The sequence below is a fragment of the Ruegeria sp. AP7 genome, from assembly GCF_056539905.1.
Genome location: NZ_JBQFVT010000001.1, coordinates 705,382 through 718,702, shown reverse-complemented (window position 1 = coordinate 718,702; position 13,321 = coordinate 705,382). Strand labels below are relative to the sequence as shown.

The window sequence follows — 13,321 nt, the reverse complement described above, 5'->3', positions numbered from 1 at the left end:
TCTTAACAAGAGCTGCTTTATGCCCAGTGTTCCCCAAGCGTTTCCCCGTTTGTCAGATCGGGTCGTATCTGATCGCGGGCGCTATGTGTCTTTGGGTTTGATTGCCCTTCTTCTCTGCCTGCTTGCAGCCTTGGATGTCCTTCCAAAACAATGGAACACTGGTGTTGCAACCGTCGGTCTGTCTTTTCTTGCGATTGTTGGGTTTGCTATCTTAGGCAATTGGATCGCCAAGCAGATTGAGCAGCGTACAAAAGGCGTGATTGCAGCGCTTTTGGAACAAGATACCGCAGCCTGTATCGTTACGGATCAAAACGGCCGAATTGTCTTGGTCAATTCGCGGGCCAGCCTCGGCCTTGGTGCCATACCAGAGAAGCAACTGGATGACGCTTTGCGATCTCTATTCGCCAATCCGGCGGCGATTCTGCTGCGTCTTCAAACTCAGCTCTGGTCGCGGGTTAAAGCTGAGGAGGATGTAGTCACACGTGGTCAAACCATACCGGTGGCGGTATTGAAACTGGATCAAGATTGGTATTTCTGGCGCTTCGCATTAGAGGCGGAGCAAGCTTGGCGAAATGTCGGGTTACCGGTCATCACCATTGGTCGGAATGAAGTTATTCTAAACACCAATGATGCAGCTGCAAAATTTTTTGGCCGCACGCCCGCCACGTTTGCAGAGTTATCACCAGAGAATGCTGTGCTGGGCGATCCCGGCGGGCTTGGCAGTGCAATTCGAGTAGTGACGCCCGAGGGTGATAAAACTGTCCTGGTTTCTCAGTTACGCCGAAGCGGGATCGCACGCGAACTGATTTTGACCCCGATCACTGATAGCGGTGCAAAACATGAGGCAACTTCGTTCGCTGATTTGCCGGTTCCGATCATGAGATTGGCGCCCGATGGTGAGATCATCGAAGCCAACCACCTTGCAATCGAACTGGTGGGTGAGGTTCGGCTGTGCAATTCCAGAATTGACGAGGTTATGCACGGGCTTGGCTATTCCATTCGTGATTGGCTCGCTCGTACGGTTGAACAGACTTCTGCTCCAAAGTCAGAGTTTCTGCGCCTTACCCGTAAAGACAAAGAAGTGTTCGTTCAGGTCACGCTGTCTCGTATTGTGAGTGACGGTCAGGTAAATCTAATCGCAGTTCTGAATGACGCTACCGAGTTAAAAACGCTTGAGGCGCAGTTCGTTCAGGGGCAAAAAATGCAGGCCGTGGGCCAGTTGGCAGGTGGGGTTGCACATGATTTTAACAATCTTCTGACCGCAATATCAGGGCATTGCGATCTTCTGTTGCTGCGCCACGACCAAAATGATCCGAATTATGGTGACCTTGTACAAATCAACCAGAATGCCAACCGCGCTGCCGCTCTGGTCAGTCAGTTGCTTGCATTTTCGCGAAAGCAAACCCTCAGGCCCGAGGTGTTGGATTTGCGAGACACGATTTCCGATCTGATCCACCTTTTGAATCGCCTTGTGGGCGAGAAGGTCCGCTTGACGCTCAGCCATGATCCCGTGCTCAAGCCGGTTTGTGCCGACAAACGACAGCTTGAGCAGGTGTTGATGAATCTGGTTGTAAACGCGCGCGATGCGATGCCCGACGGAGGTGAGATTCGGATCGAAACCGAAGTTCTGAATCTAGAGCGGGCCTATTCGCGCGACAGGGCGACAGTGCTGCCGGGCGAGTATGTGATGGTCAAGGTCATAGACAGCGGCATAGGTATCCTTCCGGACAAGCTGCAAAAGGTATTCGAACCTTTCTACACCACCAAGCGCACCGGAGAAGGGACAGGTCTGGGTCTTTCGACGGTATACGGCATTGTAAAACAGACCGGAGGATTCATTTTCGTGGACAGCGTACCGGGTACGGGTACCGAATTTACCGTTCTTCTTCCTGTCAGTGCTGCGGCGCAGACATCTGAACCGATCACACCAGAGGCCCCCGAAGAGCAAAAGCCGCGGCAAGGTGAAGGTGTTGTTCTGTTAGTCGAGGACGAAGCCCCCGTCCGCGCTTTTGCCACGCGTGCGCTGCGTCTGAAGGGGTACACAGTGCTTGAGGCGGAATCAGCCGAGGATGCGCTGCATATGTTGGAGGACCCAAATCTCACGGTCGACGTTTTTGTCACAGATGTGGTGATGCCTGGCATGGATGGTCCGACCTGGGTGCGCGAGGCAATGAAAACGCGCTCCGAGGTCCGGGTGGTCTTTATGTCCGGCTATACGGAGGGCGCATTTGGTGAATCCGGTCCCGAGATTGAAAACTCGACCTTTCTGCCAAAACCATTTTCATTGACGCAGTTGACCGAAGCGGTGTTTCAGCAACTCAACTGACGCCGTTACTCAGCTGATTGATGCAGTGCAAATTCCGCTGCGAATAAGCTGCGAAATTGCTGGTCTGTGTCTTTCGAGAGTTCAAGCTTGAGCTTGGGCGAAACATTCTCTTGCGGAAGCTGTATGTCGCAGTTCAGGCGATTTCGTAGGAAATCGAGTATCGTGCCTTGGTTTTCGTACTTAAACACGTGGCTCACTCCGGCACCATTGCTGCGGGGCATTAGGAATTCGCTCTGGCGTCCGACATCCGCACAGGCCGGAGGGGATTTCTGCATATAGGCAACTACAAATGCCTCAAAATCAAGACCCTGAGTAGAGTGTGGATGATTGTTCAATTCCTGCCGCGTGCGATATCGATACCAACTTCCTAACCAGTCGATGGGATCTCGGACGACGGCCATAACCTCCATTTCAGTGTCAAACAGCTTCTTGAACATGGTTTGATAGAACCGGTCAAAGCGGCGCATGTTTGCGTGTTTTAATTCAGTTGGACCTGAGACAACGATATCGGCACGGTCTTTCAGAGCAGATTGGTAGGCTGTGCTTCCGGTTTTGGGGACGGACAAAAGCGCGAGACGCTCTTCATAAAAAACAAGCATTTATCTTTTCTCTACAACGCTTTTCGATTGGCAGATTGTCGTAAACGACTCTTTAACACAATTGTCTAAGACTGAATTTCATAAGTTTTAGTTGAAATGTTCTCTTTTTGGTCCCATAAGGAACAAGAGGCGAACAAAGCAGCGATTGCCGCCCGTCAAAGGGTGTGACAAAAGGGATAGTGACAGGACAATGGCGGATCTTCTGACGATGAGCGACAAGAAAAACGCAGACAAGCAAAAGGCGCTCGACAGCGCATTGGCTCAGATCGAACGGCAGTTCGGCAAGGGCTCGATCATGAAGTTGGGCGAGGATTCCAAGCAGGATATCGAGGCAAGCTCGACCGGCTCACTGGGCCTGGATATTGCGTTGGGTATCGGTGGTCTACCGATGGGGCGGATTGTTGAAATCTACGGGCCTGAAAGTTCGGGTAAAACCACGCTGACACTGCATTGCATTGCTGAACAGCAAAAACGTGGCGGTGTTTGCGCTTTTGTAGACGCAGAACATGCGCTTGACCCGCAATATGCCCGCAAGTTGGGTGTTGATCTGGATGAACTGCTGATTTCGCAGCCCGATACTGGTGAACAGGCGCTTGAGATCACTGATACGTTGGTGCGCTCTGGTGCGGTGAACATGGTTGTGGTCGACTCGGTTGCGGCCCTGACGCCGAAATCCGAGTTGGAAGGCGACATGGGCGATAGCAGCGTGGGCGTTCAGGCCCGGCTGATGAGCCAGGCAATGCGCAAACTGACCGGCTCGATCAATCGCTCGAACTGCATGGTGATCTTCATCAACCAGATCAGGATGAAGATCGGCGTGATGTTTGGCAGCCCGGAAACCACGACTGGTGGCAACGCACTGAAGTTCTACAGCTCGGTCCGTCTGGATATCCGCCGCATCGGCGCGATCAAGGATCGCGACGAGGTGGTCGGCAACCAGACCCGCGTCAAGGTTGTGAAGAACAAGGTGGCGCCGCCGTTCAAGCAGGTCGAATTTGACATCATGTATGGCGAGGGCATCAGCAAGATGGGCGAATTGCTGGATCTGGGCGTTAAAGCCGGAGTGGTTGAAAAGTCAGGTTCATGGTTCAGCTATGGCGACGAACGGATCGGGCAGGGGCGCGAAAACGCCAAGCAATATCTGCGTGACAATTCCCGCGCCGCGTTGGAGATCGAAGATAAGATTCGCGCGGCCCACGGTCTGGATTTTGAAATGCCCCCCGAGGCGGAAGAGGATGATATCCTCGAAGCGTAATGCACTCTGACGGCATCAGCATAAATCCTCCGGCACTCCGATAGTGTTGAGAATACCTGGAACGGGGCGGCTCAAGGGGGCGGCCTTGTTTCGTTTGGGTCGTCCAATGCTGTGGACACTCTTCGGACAGAGGGCTAAACCTTCGCAGACAATTATGAATGCGCGTTGAGAGAGCCCAAATGCCCACGCTGAATGATATCCGCTCGACCTTTCTGAACTACTTTGCCAAGCAAGGCCACGAAGTGGTTGCGTCCAGCCCATTGGTGCCGCGCAATGATCCGACGTTGATGTTCGTGAACTCAGGTATGGTTCAATTCAAGAACCTGTTTACCGGCGTAGAAACCCGCGATTATCATCGTGCAACCACAGCGCAGAAATGTGTGCGCGCAGGTGGCAAACATAATGATCTGGATAACGTGGGCTATACCGCGCGCCATCATACGTTCTTTGAAATGCTGGGAAATTTCTCGTTTGGAGATTACTTCAAGCCGGAAGCAATCCCATTCGCCTGGGAGCTGATCACCAAAGAATTTGGGATCGACAAGAACCGCCTGCTGGCGACGGTCTACCATACTGATGACGAAGCCTTTGAAATTTGGAAGAAGGTAGGAGTTCCCGAAGACCGGATCATTCGCATCGCCACCAATGACAACTTCTGGCAGATGGGTCCAACCGGGCCATGTGGCCCGTGTACCGAGATATTCTATGATCACGGCGATCACATCTGGGGTGGCCCTCCGGGTTCCGCCGAAGAAGATGGCGACCGGTTCATCGAAATCTGGAACATCGTTTTCATGCAAAACGAGCAGTTTGAAGACGGCTCGATGGTCGAGCTCGATATGCAGTCGATCGATACTGGCATGGGACTGGAACGTATTGGTGCCTTGCTTCAGGGCAGTCATGACAACTACGACACTGATCTGTTCAAAACACTGATCGAGGCTTCCGCAGAGGCCACCGGAGTTGATCCTTATGGGGATCAGAATGTGCATCACCGTGTGATTGCGGATCACCTGCGTTCGACATCTTTCCTGATCGCTGATGGGGTGATGCCGTCAAATGATGGGCGTGGATATGTTCTCCGTCGTATCATGCGTCGTGCGATGCGCCATGCACATTTGTTGGGCGCGAAAGATCCGGTGATGCACCGTTTGGTGCCAACTCTGGTTCAACTGATGGGCGCGCAATACACCGAACTTGGTCAGGCGCAGCCTCTGATTGAAGAGACATTGCTTCTGGAGGAAACGCGGTTCAAACAAACCTTGGATCGCGGCTTGAAACTGCTTGATGACGAGGTCTCTGGTTTGTCGGAAGGTGATCCGCTGCCGGGCGATGCGGCATTCAAGCTTTATGACACATACGGTTTCCCGCTGGATCTTACTCAGGATGCGCTGCGCGAGAAAGGACGTACACTAGACACTGACGGGTTTGATGCCGCTATGGCCGAACAAAAAGCAAAGGCGCGCGCTGCTTGGGCTGGTTCTGGCGAAGCAGCTGATCAGGTCGTATGGTTCGATGTGTTAGACTCCGCCGGTGCTACCGATTTCCTTGGTTACGACACGGAAAAAGCCGAAGGTCAGGTGGCTGCACTGGTAGTCGATGGTGCCTTGGTCGATAGTATTGAGAAAGGCGGCAGTGGCTGGGTCGTGGTTAACCAGACGCCGTTTTATGGTGAAGCCGGTGGTCAGGTTGGCGATACAGGTGAAATCCGCAGGCTCGATGAACGAAATGACATTTCCCGTGTTGTAGACACCAGAAAATTTGCCGATGGCAAGGTCTATGCACACAAGGTGACAGTTGATCATGGATCGATCTCGACAGGTGACGCTGTTGAGCTTGAAGTCGATCACGCAAGACGTACGGCCATTCGCGCAAACCATTCAGCGACGCACCTGTTGCACGAAGCCCTTCGTGAAACGCTGGGTGATCATGTGGCTCAGCGCGGCTCATTAAATGCATCCGACCGATTGCGGTTTGATTTCAGCCACTCAAAGGCTTTGACGCGGGAAGAGATTCAAAAGGTCGAGCGTGAGGTGAATGCCTTTATTCGCCAGAACTCGGCTGTCGAGACGCGTATCATGACGCCAGACGATGCCCGTGCGCTGGGTGCACAGGCGCTGTTTGGCGAGAAATACGGTGATGAGGTCCGTGTCGTGTCGATGGGTAAGGCACCTACCGGCAAAGGGCAGGATGGTGAGACCTGGTCGATCGAATTGTGTGGCGGCACCCATGTGCGCCAGACAGGTGACATAGGTACGTTTGTCCTTCTCGGCGACAGTGCCAGCAGCGCAGGTGTGCGCAGGATTGAGGCGCTTACTGGGGATGAAGCTTTCAATCACCTGTCGGCTCAGGATCAGCGTCTCGGCGCTATTGCTTTGGAGTTGAAAGCACAGCCTGATGACGTTGTTGCGCGTGTGAAATCGCTGATGGATGAGCGCAAATCGCTTCAAAACGAAGTTGCTCAACTGCGCCGTGATCTGGCGATGGCTGGTGGCGCAGGGCAGGGTGGCTCTGAAGCAAAAGAGGTCAATGGTATGGCCTTCCTCGCCCAATCACTGACCGGCGTGTCCGGAAAGGACCTGCCAACGCTGATCGATGAGCACAAGAACCGGTTGGGTTCAGGTGCTGTGTTGTTAATCGCAGATACAGGTGGAAAAGCTGCCGTCGCCGCCGGTGTTACACCAGATCTGACTGACAAAGTTTCGGCCGTTGATCTGGTTCGCGCTGCCGTTGCCGAACTTGGCGGCAAGGGTGGTGGTGGTCGGGCTGACATGGCACAAGGCGGAGGCAAAGATGCCTCGAACGTTGAAGCAGCCATAAAAGCCGCAGAACAGGTTTTGGGAGGATAAGATGCCTGCACTCTGGATTGCTCATGTCACTGTGACTGATGCCGATGCATACGGAAAATACGCCGAGCTGGCAGGTCCCGCGATCGCCGCCCATGGCGGTGAGTTCATAGCCCGTGCCGCGCGGTACGTGCAGTTGGAAGGCAAGGAACGTCCGCGTAATGTGGTCGCCCGCTTCCCCTCGGTTGAAGCTGCTGTTGAATGCTATAATTCGCCCGCTTACCAACAAGCACTGGATCATGCCCGAGGCGCCAGCGAACGTGAGCTGGTTGTAGTCGAAATTACCGAATAACAGTTTTCTGATTCTGCCTCCCGCGCGAATGAGCATTGACCCGGCCCAGCTTTGGGCCGGGTTTGATTTTTTAGAAGGTTGTCGAAGTATAGGTCTGTAACAACAATTGCCGCATATTTCAGTGTCATTGTTGGATTTTCCAGCTCTCTATTACTTAGTCGGCTATCAATTATGGCAGTGTTTGCCATGATCTTGTGCTGAAATGGTCATGAAAGTTGACGAATTTCTGCCGTTTTTCCCGCTCAACTTGCCAAGTGGTTGCACAAACATAGCAGTTTTCGGATGTTTCCTGTTTAATATGCTAATGTGAATGGTGCCAATCATTGGTTTGAACTGGAAACTAAAGGAAAATCATGACAACCGTTGGCACCAAACTGAATAGTGTTGTTGAGCGAACCTTAGGGTTAATCAACCATTTTGGTATAGTGGTCATCATGGCTGGTTCAATGATGATTGGATCAGCTGTGTCAGCGCGTGATGCCGCATTTATTCAAAGTGTTGCCGCCTCACCTCCGCCGACAGGGGCACGGCAGTTGTGTCGTCAGTATTCTTGGGCTTGTGCTCAAAAAGGAGCGGCATCCCTTTCCAGCGCACAAGAACTGAAGCTCGTTAAACAGATCAACCGACGCGTAAATGTGTCGACGCGAGAGGTCACCGACCAAAGGCAGTACAAGATCCGCGAGTTGTGGGCCCTGCCGACATCTCTTGGCGGGGATTGTGAAGATTTTGCCCTGCTTAAAAAGCGTGATTTGATCAATGCAGGAATCGATCCCCGCAAACTATTGATCGCGACCGTACTGGATACGCGCCGAAACTCTCACGCCGTATTGGTATATCGATCAAATCAGGGTGATTTGGTGCTGGATAACCTGACGAACCAGGTAAAGCTATGGTCCGCTACGCGGTATTTGTTTCTGCGGATGCAGGACCCAAGGCAACCACGCAACTGGGTAGGTATCTACGGTCAGGGATAGGGAACACTACACAGAAAGAATACTATTCGTATCTCCTATCCCTACTATTATCCTCTAGGTTTTAGCTCCATTATCCGTTGGTGTTTCCTTCGGTGTTTCTGAACCCGGACCACCGCCACCTTTAGGTGTTTCCGAACCTGGTCCTCCGCCTCCTGTTGGGGTCGGGTCAGGAGTTGACGGTTTTGGCTCAGATTTTGGTTCAGGTTCTGGCTCTGGAGTGGAAGGTGGCTCATTGAACCCGCCACCACTATTCTCATCATCATTGCCATCGCCATTTCTCTGCTCGGCAAACCCGACGGAAGCTGTCGGCAAGTCAGTTAGTACCGAGGCAAAGGCAGGGCAATCAAGCAGCGTCTGCTCGAGGATGCTCTCGAAATCGGCGCGCCGTTGGATATAGCGCACCATGCGCGAGCTTACGACGTCGCAGGCGCAAAGGGTGTTAGAGGACAGGGATTGCTTTGCGGTCTTCACAGTACACATTTCAGATGCCTGCGCAGTACCAGCAGATATTAATGGGAATGTAGAAGCAACAAATACTATCGAAAACAGTTTGGAATTAATGCGCATGGCATTTCTCCTTGGATACTCATTAACTAACTCGCCGTATACTCGTGCGGCTCCACACTTTGAACACAAAATCTCCTTTTTGGGCCTTATTTTCAAGCGGCCAATGATGAGTGTACATGGATCAATATTGGCTTATTTCCGTGAAAGGCGTTTAAAAACAAATAGAAAGCCCGCCAAATTGGCGGGCTCTAGATTTCTGGACTATTTCCATATTGACGCAAATTTGCCACGAATGGGTCATTGTTGCGTATGTGTGAACTGAGTTACTGCAGGACCTACGCAGATCGTGCCATTCTCTTCCGCTCATGTGGATCCAGATAGCGTTTACGAAGCCGGATCGCATTTGGCGTCACCTCAACCAGTTCGTCATCGTCGATATACGCGATCGCCTCTTCCAAAGAGAATTTTAGGTGAGGCGTCAGGCGTACCGCGTCATCCGATCCGCTGGCGCGTACGTTGGTCAGCTTCTTGCCTTTAAGCGGGTTCACTTCCAGATCGTTGTCACGAGAATGTTCACCGATCACCATGCCTTGATAGACATCGGTTTGCGGCCCCACGAACATGCGTCCGCGTTCCTCCAGGTTCCACAAGGCGTAGGCGACGGCCTGGCCTTTTTCCATTGAGATCAAGACGCCTGCACGACGACCGGGGATCGATCCCTTGTGGGCAGCCCATCCATGGAAAACGCGGTTCAGAACACCGGTCCCGCGCGTGTCGGTCAGAAACTCGCCGTGATATCCGATCAGGCCGCGTGATGGGACATGGGCAATGATGCGGGTTTTGCCAACTCCTGCGGGGCGCATCTCGACCAGTTCACCTTTGCGTGCTCCGGTGATCTTCTCGATCACCGAGCCCGAGAATTCGTCATCGACATCGATGGTGACTTCTTCGATGGGCTCAAGGCGTTGACCGTCTTCGTCGCGGAACAAAACCTGCGGGCGCGAGATGCTGAGTTCGAACCCTTCGCGGCGCATATTCTCGATCAGAACGCCCATCTGGAGTTCGCCACGGCCAGCGACCTCAAAGGCTTCACCTCCGGGTGTATCGCTAATGCGGATCGCGACATTTGATTCAGCCTCCTTCATTAGACGATCACGAATGACGCGGGACTGAACCTTTTTACCGTCTCGGCCTGCAAGCGGAGAATCATTGATGCCGAAGGTGACGGTGATCGTTGGTGGATCTATCGGCTGAGCGGGCAAAGCCTCGTTTACTTGCGGAGCAACCAAAGAATCCGCAACCGTGGCTTTGCTCATTCCCGCTATGGTGACGATGTCCCCGGCTTCGGCCACATCGATAGGCTGTTGTGCGAGACCACGGAACGCGAGAATCTTTGTCGCACGGAAATTCTCGATCAATGTTCCGTCACGGCTGAGCGCCCTGAGGCTGTCACCCGCTTTCAACGTTCCGCTCTCGACACGACCGGTAAGGATGCGGCCGATGAAAGGATCGCTGCCAAGCGTGGTGGCAAGCATTCGGAACGGCTCGTCTTTTTTCTCAATTTGCTTGGGGGCGGGGACGTGATCGACGATCAGATCGAAAAGGGCAGTCAGATCTTTGCGCGGTCCGTCCAGTTCCATATCTGCCCAACCTGAACGGCCCGAGGCATACATGGCGGGAAAATCAAGCTGATCGTCGTCAGCACCAAGGTTGGCGAACAGGTCAAAACATTCGTCCAGCGCGCGATCTGGTTCGGCATCCGGTTTGTCGACCTTATTCAATACAACGATGGGACGCAGTCCCAATGCCAGCGCCTTGGAGGTCACGAACTTGGTTTGCGGCATGGGACCTTCGGCGGCGTCGACCAGAAGAACAACACCGTCGACCATGCTGAGGATGCGTTCGACCTCGCCTCCGAAATCGGCGTGGCCGGGGGTGTCGACGATATTGATACGAGTGTCTTTCCATTCGACCGAAGTCGCCTTGGCCAGAATGGTGATGCCACGTTCCCGTTCCAGATCATTGCTGTCCATTGCGCGCTCGGCAACGGCCTGATTCTCGCGGAAAGCGCCGGATTGTTTAAGAAGCTCATCCACCAGGGTCGTTTTACCGTGGTCCACGTGAGCGATGATTGCGATATTGCGCAGGTCCATGAGAGGTCAACCTTTGAACGGGAAGTTGGCCCGGCGCATAACGCGGCGCGACAAAATATACCAGCCCTAACCGGCGTTCAGTGACCCGCGGTCGAAGAAAACAGGTGAATGATCAGAATTCCAGACAGTATCAGAACAAGCCCCAGGATCGCCGGCCAGTCGAGTTTCTGACCAAATACCAGAAAACCAATCAGTGCTATTAGGAAAATCCCAAGTCCCGACCAGATTGCATAGACAATCCCGACAGGCATCACTTTCAGAGTGAGCGCCATAAGATAGAATGCGCTGCCATAGCCAACGACCACTAGGGCAGAGGGCCAAAAGCGGGTGAACTGATGGCTGGCTTGCAGTGCAGTGGTCCCGATGGTTTCCGCAATGACCGCCAGCAGCAGAATGAAATATGTTTTGGGCAAGATTGATGCCTTTCCGAAGTGTCGCGGAAGGTTGACCATAGTTGGCTATTGCCGGGCAAGAGGATTCTGACGGCGCAGAATAAAGAGTGACTTTACCACAGGTCAGGTAAACCTGACTATTCGATATTCCTGAGGCATGATAGTGGGTTGGGTGTTTTAGTTAGTTTTTAACGAGTTTGATTGAATGACGACATTTGCAAAATCAGTCATTATCGTTTCGGTGTTGATCGTAGCGCTAGGGTGGCTTGCAGACGGGGGGTCCGTCGACATTGATGCAGCCCAGAATGTTGAGCGGTTAAAGGGTATTCCAGTTTAGGCGCCCACCGAACGATCTGACGAAAAGGAGCTTTCGGGCTCCTTTTCTTTTGTTCGCAACAAGATTGCATTCAATTCTTACTGCTTCTCGATCGCTTTGAGTTTTGAGCGATGATCGGACAATTTCTTGACCACAAACTTACGGGCCTTGCGTTCTGCGAGCCGTACCCGAACTTCGGTCAAAAACGCTTCTTCCAGCGTCTGAGATGACGCGCCCAAAAGCTCGCCGACCTCCACATAAAACCGATCCTCACCGGTTTCGTCCATGACCTTCATCGTATCCTCTGCCAATCTCGAGGCAAGGGTGGTGATGGTATCAGACATCAGCGCGTATTCTCGGTCAGGCGACGCTTCACATAATCCGTCACGTCGGTCATCAGCGTGTCCATGTGGCGATCCTGGAAGAAGTGATCCGCGCCTTCAACCTCGTGATGCGTGATTGTGATCCCTTTTTGCTCGTGCAGTTTGCTAACCAGCGAAGTGGTATCCGCAGGGGGTGCAACGCGGTCTGACGACCCGTTGATGATCAGGCCGGAAGACGGGCAGGGGGCTAGGAAAGAAAAATCATACATGTTCGCCGGGGGTGACACGCTAATAAAGCCGGTGATCTCGGGACGACGCATCAGCAGTTGCATTCCGATCCAGGCGCCGAATGAGAATCCTGCAACCCAGCAATGCTTGGAGTTGTTGTTCATGGACTGAAGATAATCCAGCGCCGACGCGGCATCGCTAAGCTCGCCAACACCCTGATCATATTCGCCTTGGCTGCGGCCTACGCCACGGAAGTTAAAGCGCAGAACTGTGAAGCCCATGTTGTAGAAGGCATAGTGCAGGTTGTAGACCACCTTGTTATTCATGGTCCCGCCAAATTGAGGGTGCGGATGCAGCACGATTGCGATCGGTGCGTCTTTTTCCTTTTGCGGGTGGTAGCGGCCTTCCAGGCGGCCTTCGGGTCCGGGAAAAATCACCTCGGGCATGTGTGCTTTAGTCCTGTTTTTTGACGCCTCGGTCCCGAGATTATCTTGACGGTAATCGTCAGGTACCTTAGAACGGTTCTAATTACATTGTGTCGCGTGAAAACGCTGTCAGTGGGAGATACGCACTGGCTGCGGCGGCGTCAATGTTTTCGCGGTTCTTGCCTTAAGGAATTCAAATGAAGCTGTCGACCAAAGGACGCTATGCGATGGTTGCTCTGGCGGATATTGCTCTGCAATCCTCTGACAAGCTTGTTACACTTGGTGAGATTTCCGAGCGCCAGGATATTTCTCTTCCTTATCTGGAACAGCTTTTTGTAAAACTGCGTCGTGCTGAGTTGGTCAGCTCGGTTCGGGGTCCGGGTGGAGGTTATCGTCTTGCGCGCCCTGCATCCGAAATTCGAGTGGTTGAGATTTTGGCTGCGGTCGATGAAACCGTCGATGCGATGCACAAAGGGGCGGGGGCATCGGGTGCTTCGTCCGGCAGTCGGGCGCAATCCCTGACCAATCGCTTGTGGGAAAGCCTGAGCGCACATGTATATGTGTTCCTGCATCAAACGCGGTTGTCGGATGTGATCCGAAATGATCTGGCACCTTGCCCGGCAGTTCCAAACTTGTTTGCGGTCGTGGACGACTGAGCTGATGAAACAGATTTTCGTTCCACAGG

The 13,321-nt window shown here is 53.1% G+C and carries 12 protein-coding genes; 6 read left to right on the top strand and 6 right to left on the bottom strand.

Features of this window, described 5'->3' with window-relative positions; genetic code table 11:
- Positions 1-19 precede the first annotated feature (19 nt).
- Positions 20-2,326 (top strand): ATP-binding protein, encoded by a 2,307-nt coding sequence (locus ACR0KN_RS03530; RefSeq protein WP_480651405.1) that lies wholly within the window; start codon positions 20-22, stop codon positions 2,324-2,326.
- A 5-nt stretch (positions 2,327-2,331) separates the two neighbouring features.
- On the opposite strand, the gene ACR0KN_RS03525 is transcribed toward ACR0KN_RS03530, so the two are convergent.
- The gene (locus ACR0KN_RS03525; RefSeq protein WP_480651403.1) at positions 2,332-2,925 is read right to left on the bottom strand and encodes a gamma-glutamyl kinase; all 594 of its coding nucleotides are present in this window, start codon (positions 2,923-2,925) and stop codon (positions 2,332-2,334) included.
- Positions 2,926-3,115: 190 nt separating this feature from the next.
- On the opposite strand from ACR0KN_RS03525, the gene recA reads away from it, so the two are divergent.
- The 4 genes from recA (at position 3,116) to ACR0KN_RS03505 (ending at position 8,292) form a co-directional block, all read left to right on the top strand.
- On the top strand, positions 3,116-4,180 hold the full coding sequence (recA, locus tag ACR0KN_RS03520) for a recombinase RecA (protein WP_010440218.1): 1,065 nt from the start codon (positions 3,116-3,118) through the stop codon (positions 4,178-4,180).
- Positions 4,181-4,359: 179 nt separating this feature from the next.
- Positions 4,360-7,029, top strand: a complete 2,670-nt coding sequence (alaS, locus tag ACR0KN_RS03515; RefSeq protein ID WP_480651401.1) for an alanine--tRNA ligase — start codon at positions 4,360-4,362, stop codon at positions 7,027-7,029.
- Position 7,030: 1 nt separating this feature from the next.
- Positions 7,031-7,318 carry a DUF1330 domain-containing protein gene (locus ACR0KN_RS03510; protein ID WP_010440216.1) on the top strand — a complete coding sequence of 96 codons (288 nt, stop codon included), beginning with the start codon at positions 7,031-7,033 and terminating at the stop codon, positions 7,316-7,318.
- Positions 7,319-7,671: 353 nt separating this feature from the next.
- Positions 7,672-8,292 carry a transglutaminase-like cysteine peptidase gene (locus tag ACR0KN_RS03505; protein WP_480651398.1) on the top strand — a complete coding sequence of 207 codons (621 nt, stop codon included), beginning with the start codon at positions 7,672-7,674 and terminating at the stop codon, positions 8,290-8,292.
- Positions 8,293-8,346: 54 nt separating this feature from the next.
- On the opposite strand, the gene ACR0KN_RS03500 is transcribed toward ACR0KN_RS03505, so the two are convergent.
- From ACR0KN_RS03500 to ACR0KN_RS03480, 5 genes are all read right to left on the bottom strand, one after another.
- Positions 8,347-8,763: a hypothetical protein gene (locus tag ACR0KN_RS03500; RefSeq protein ID WP_480651396.1), complete on the bottom strand. Its 417-nt coding sequence runs from the start codon at positions 8,761-8,763 to the stop codon at positions 8,347-8,349.
- Between the two features lie 371 nt (positions 8,764-9,134).
- Positions 9,135-10,952, bottom strand: coding sequence for a translational GTPase TypA (typA, locus tag ACR0KN_RS03495; protein ID WP_480651395.1), 1,818 nt, complete (start codon positions 10,950-10,952; stop codon positions 9,135-9,137).
- A gap of 77 nt (positions 10,953-11,029) precedes the next feature.
- The gene (locus ACR0KN_RS03490; RefSeq protein ID WP_010440210.1) at positions 11,030-11,404 is read right to left on the bottom strand and encodes a DMT family transporter; all 375 of its coding nucleotides are present in this window, start codon (positions 11,402-11,404) and stop codon (positions 11,030-11,032) included.
- A 354-nt stretch (positions 11,405-11,758) separates the two neighbouring features.
- Complete coding sequence (locus ACR0KN_RS03485; RefSeq protein WP_010440209.1) at positions 11,759-12,004, bottom strand: hypothetical protein; 246 nt, start codon at positions 12,002-12,004, stop codon at positions 11,759-11,761.
- Complete coding sequence (locus ACR0KN_RS03480; protein ID WP_010440208.1) at positions 12,004-12,657, bottom strand: alpha/beta hydrolase; 654 nt, start codon at positions 12,655-12,657, stop codon at positions 12,004-12,006. The genes ACR0KN_RS03485 and ACR0KN_RS03480 overlap by 1 nt, the downstream gene beginning before the upstream one ends.
- 176 nt (positions 12,658-12,833) lie before the next feature.
- On the opposite strand from ACR0KN_RS03480, the gene iscR reads away from it, so the two are divergent.
- Positions 12,834-13,292, top strand: coding sequence for a Fe-S cluster assembly transcriptional regulator IscR (gene iscR / locus ACR0KN_RS03475; RefSeq protein ID WP_010440207.1), 459 nt, complete (start codon positions 12,834-12,836; stop codon positions 13,290-13,292).
- The last annotated feature ends 29 nt before the right edge of the window (positions 13,293-13,321 follow it).

Bases quoted from the DNA above. Each gene is read 5' to 3' on its own strand.
- ACR0KN_RS03505 (WP_480651398.1), top strand. From the start codon at position 7,672: ATGACAACCGTTGGCACCAAACTGAATAGTGTTGTTGAGCGAACCTTA.
- alaS (WP_480651401.1), top strand. From the start codon at position 4,360: ATGCCCACGCTGAATGATATCCGCTCGACCTTTCTGAACTACTTTGCC.
- recA (WP_010440218.1), top strand. From the start codon at position 3,116: ATGGCGGATCTTCTGACGATGAGCGACAAGAAAAACGCAGACAAGCAA.
- ACR0KN_RS03485 (WP_010440209.1), bottom strand. From the start codon at position 12,004: ATGTCTGATACCATCACCACCCTTGCCTCGAGATTGGCAGAGGATACG.
- ACR0KN_RS03510 (WP_010440216.1), top strand. From the start codon at position 7,031: ATGCCTGCACTCTGGATTGCTCATGTCACTGTGACTGATGCCGATGCA.
- ACR0KN_RS03490 (WP_010440210.1), bottom strand. From the start codon at position 11,404: ATGGTCAACCTTCCGCGACACTTCGGAAAGGCATCAATCTTGCCCAAA.
- ACR0KN_RS03530 (WP_480651405.1), top strand. From the start codon at position 20: ATGCCCAGTGTTCCCCAAGCGTTTCCCCGTTTGTCAGATCGGGTCGTA.
- ACR0KN_RS03480 (WP_010440208.1), bottom strand. From the start codon at position 12,657: ATGCCCGAGGTGATTTTTCCCGGACCCGAAGGCCGCCTGGAAGGCCGC.
- typA (WP_480651395.1), bottom strand. From the start codon at position 10,952: ATGGACCTGCGCAATATCGCAATCATCGCTCACGTGGACCACGGTAAA.
- iscR (WP_010440207.1), top strand. From the start codon at position 12,834: ATGAAGCTGTCGACCAAAGGACGCTATGCGATGGTTGCTCTGGCGGAT.
- ACR0KN_RS03525 (WP_480651403.1), bottom strand. From the start codon at position 2,925: ATGCTTGTTTTTTATGAAGAGCGTCTCGCGCTTTTGTCCGTCCCCAAA.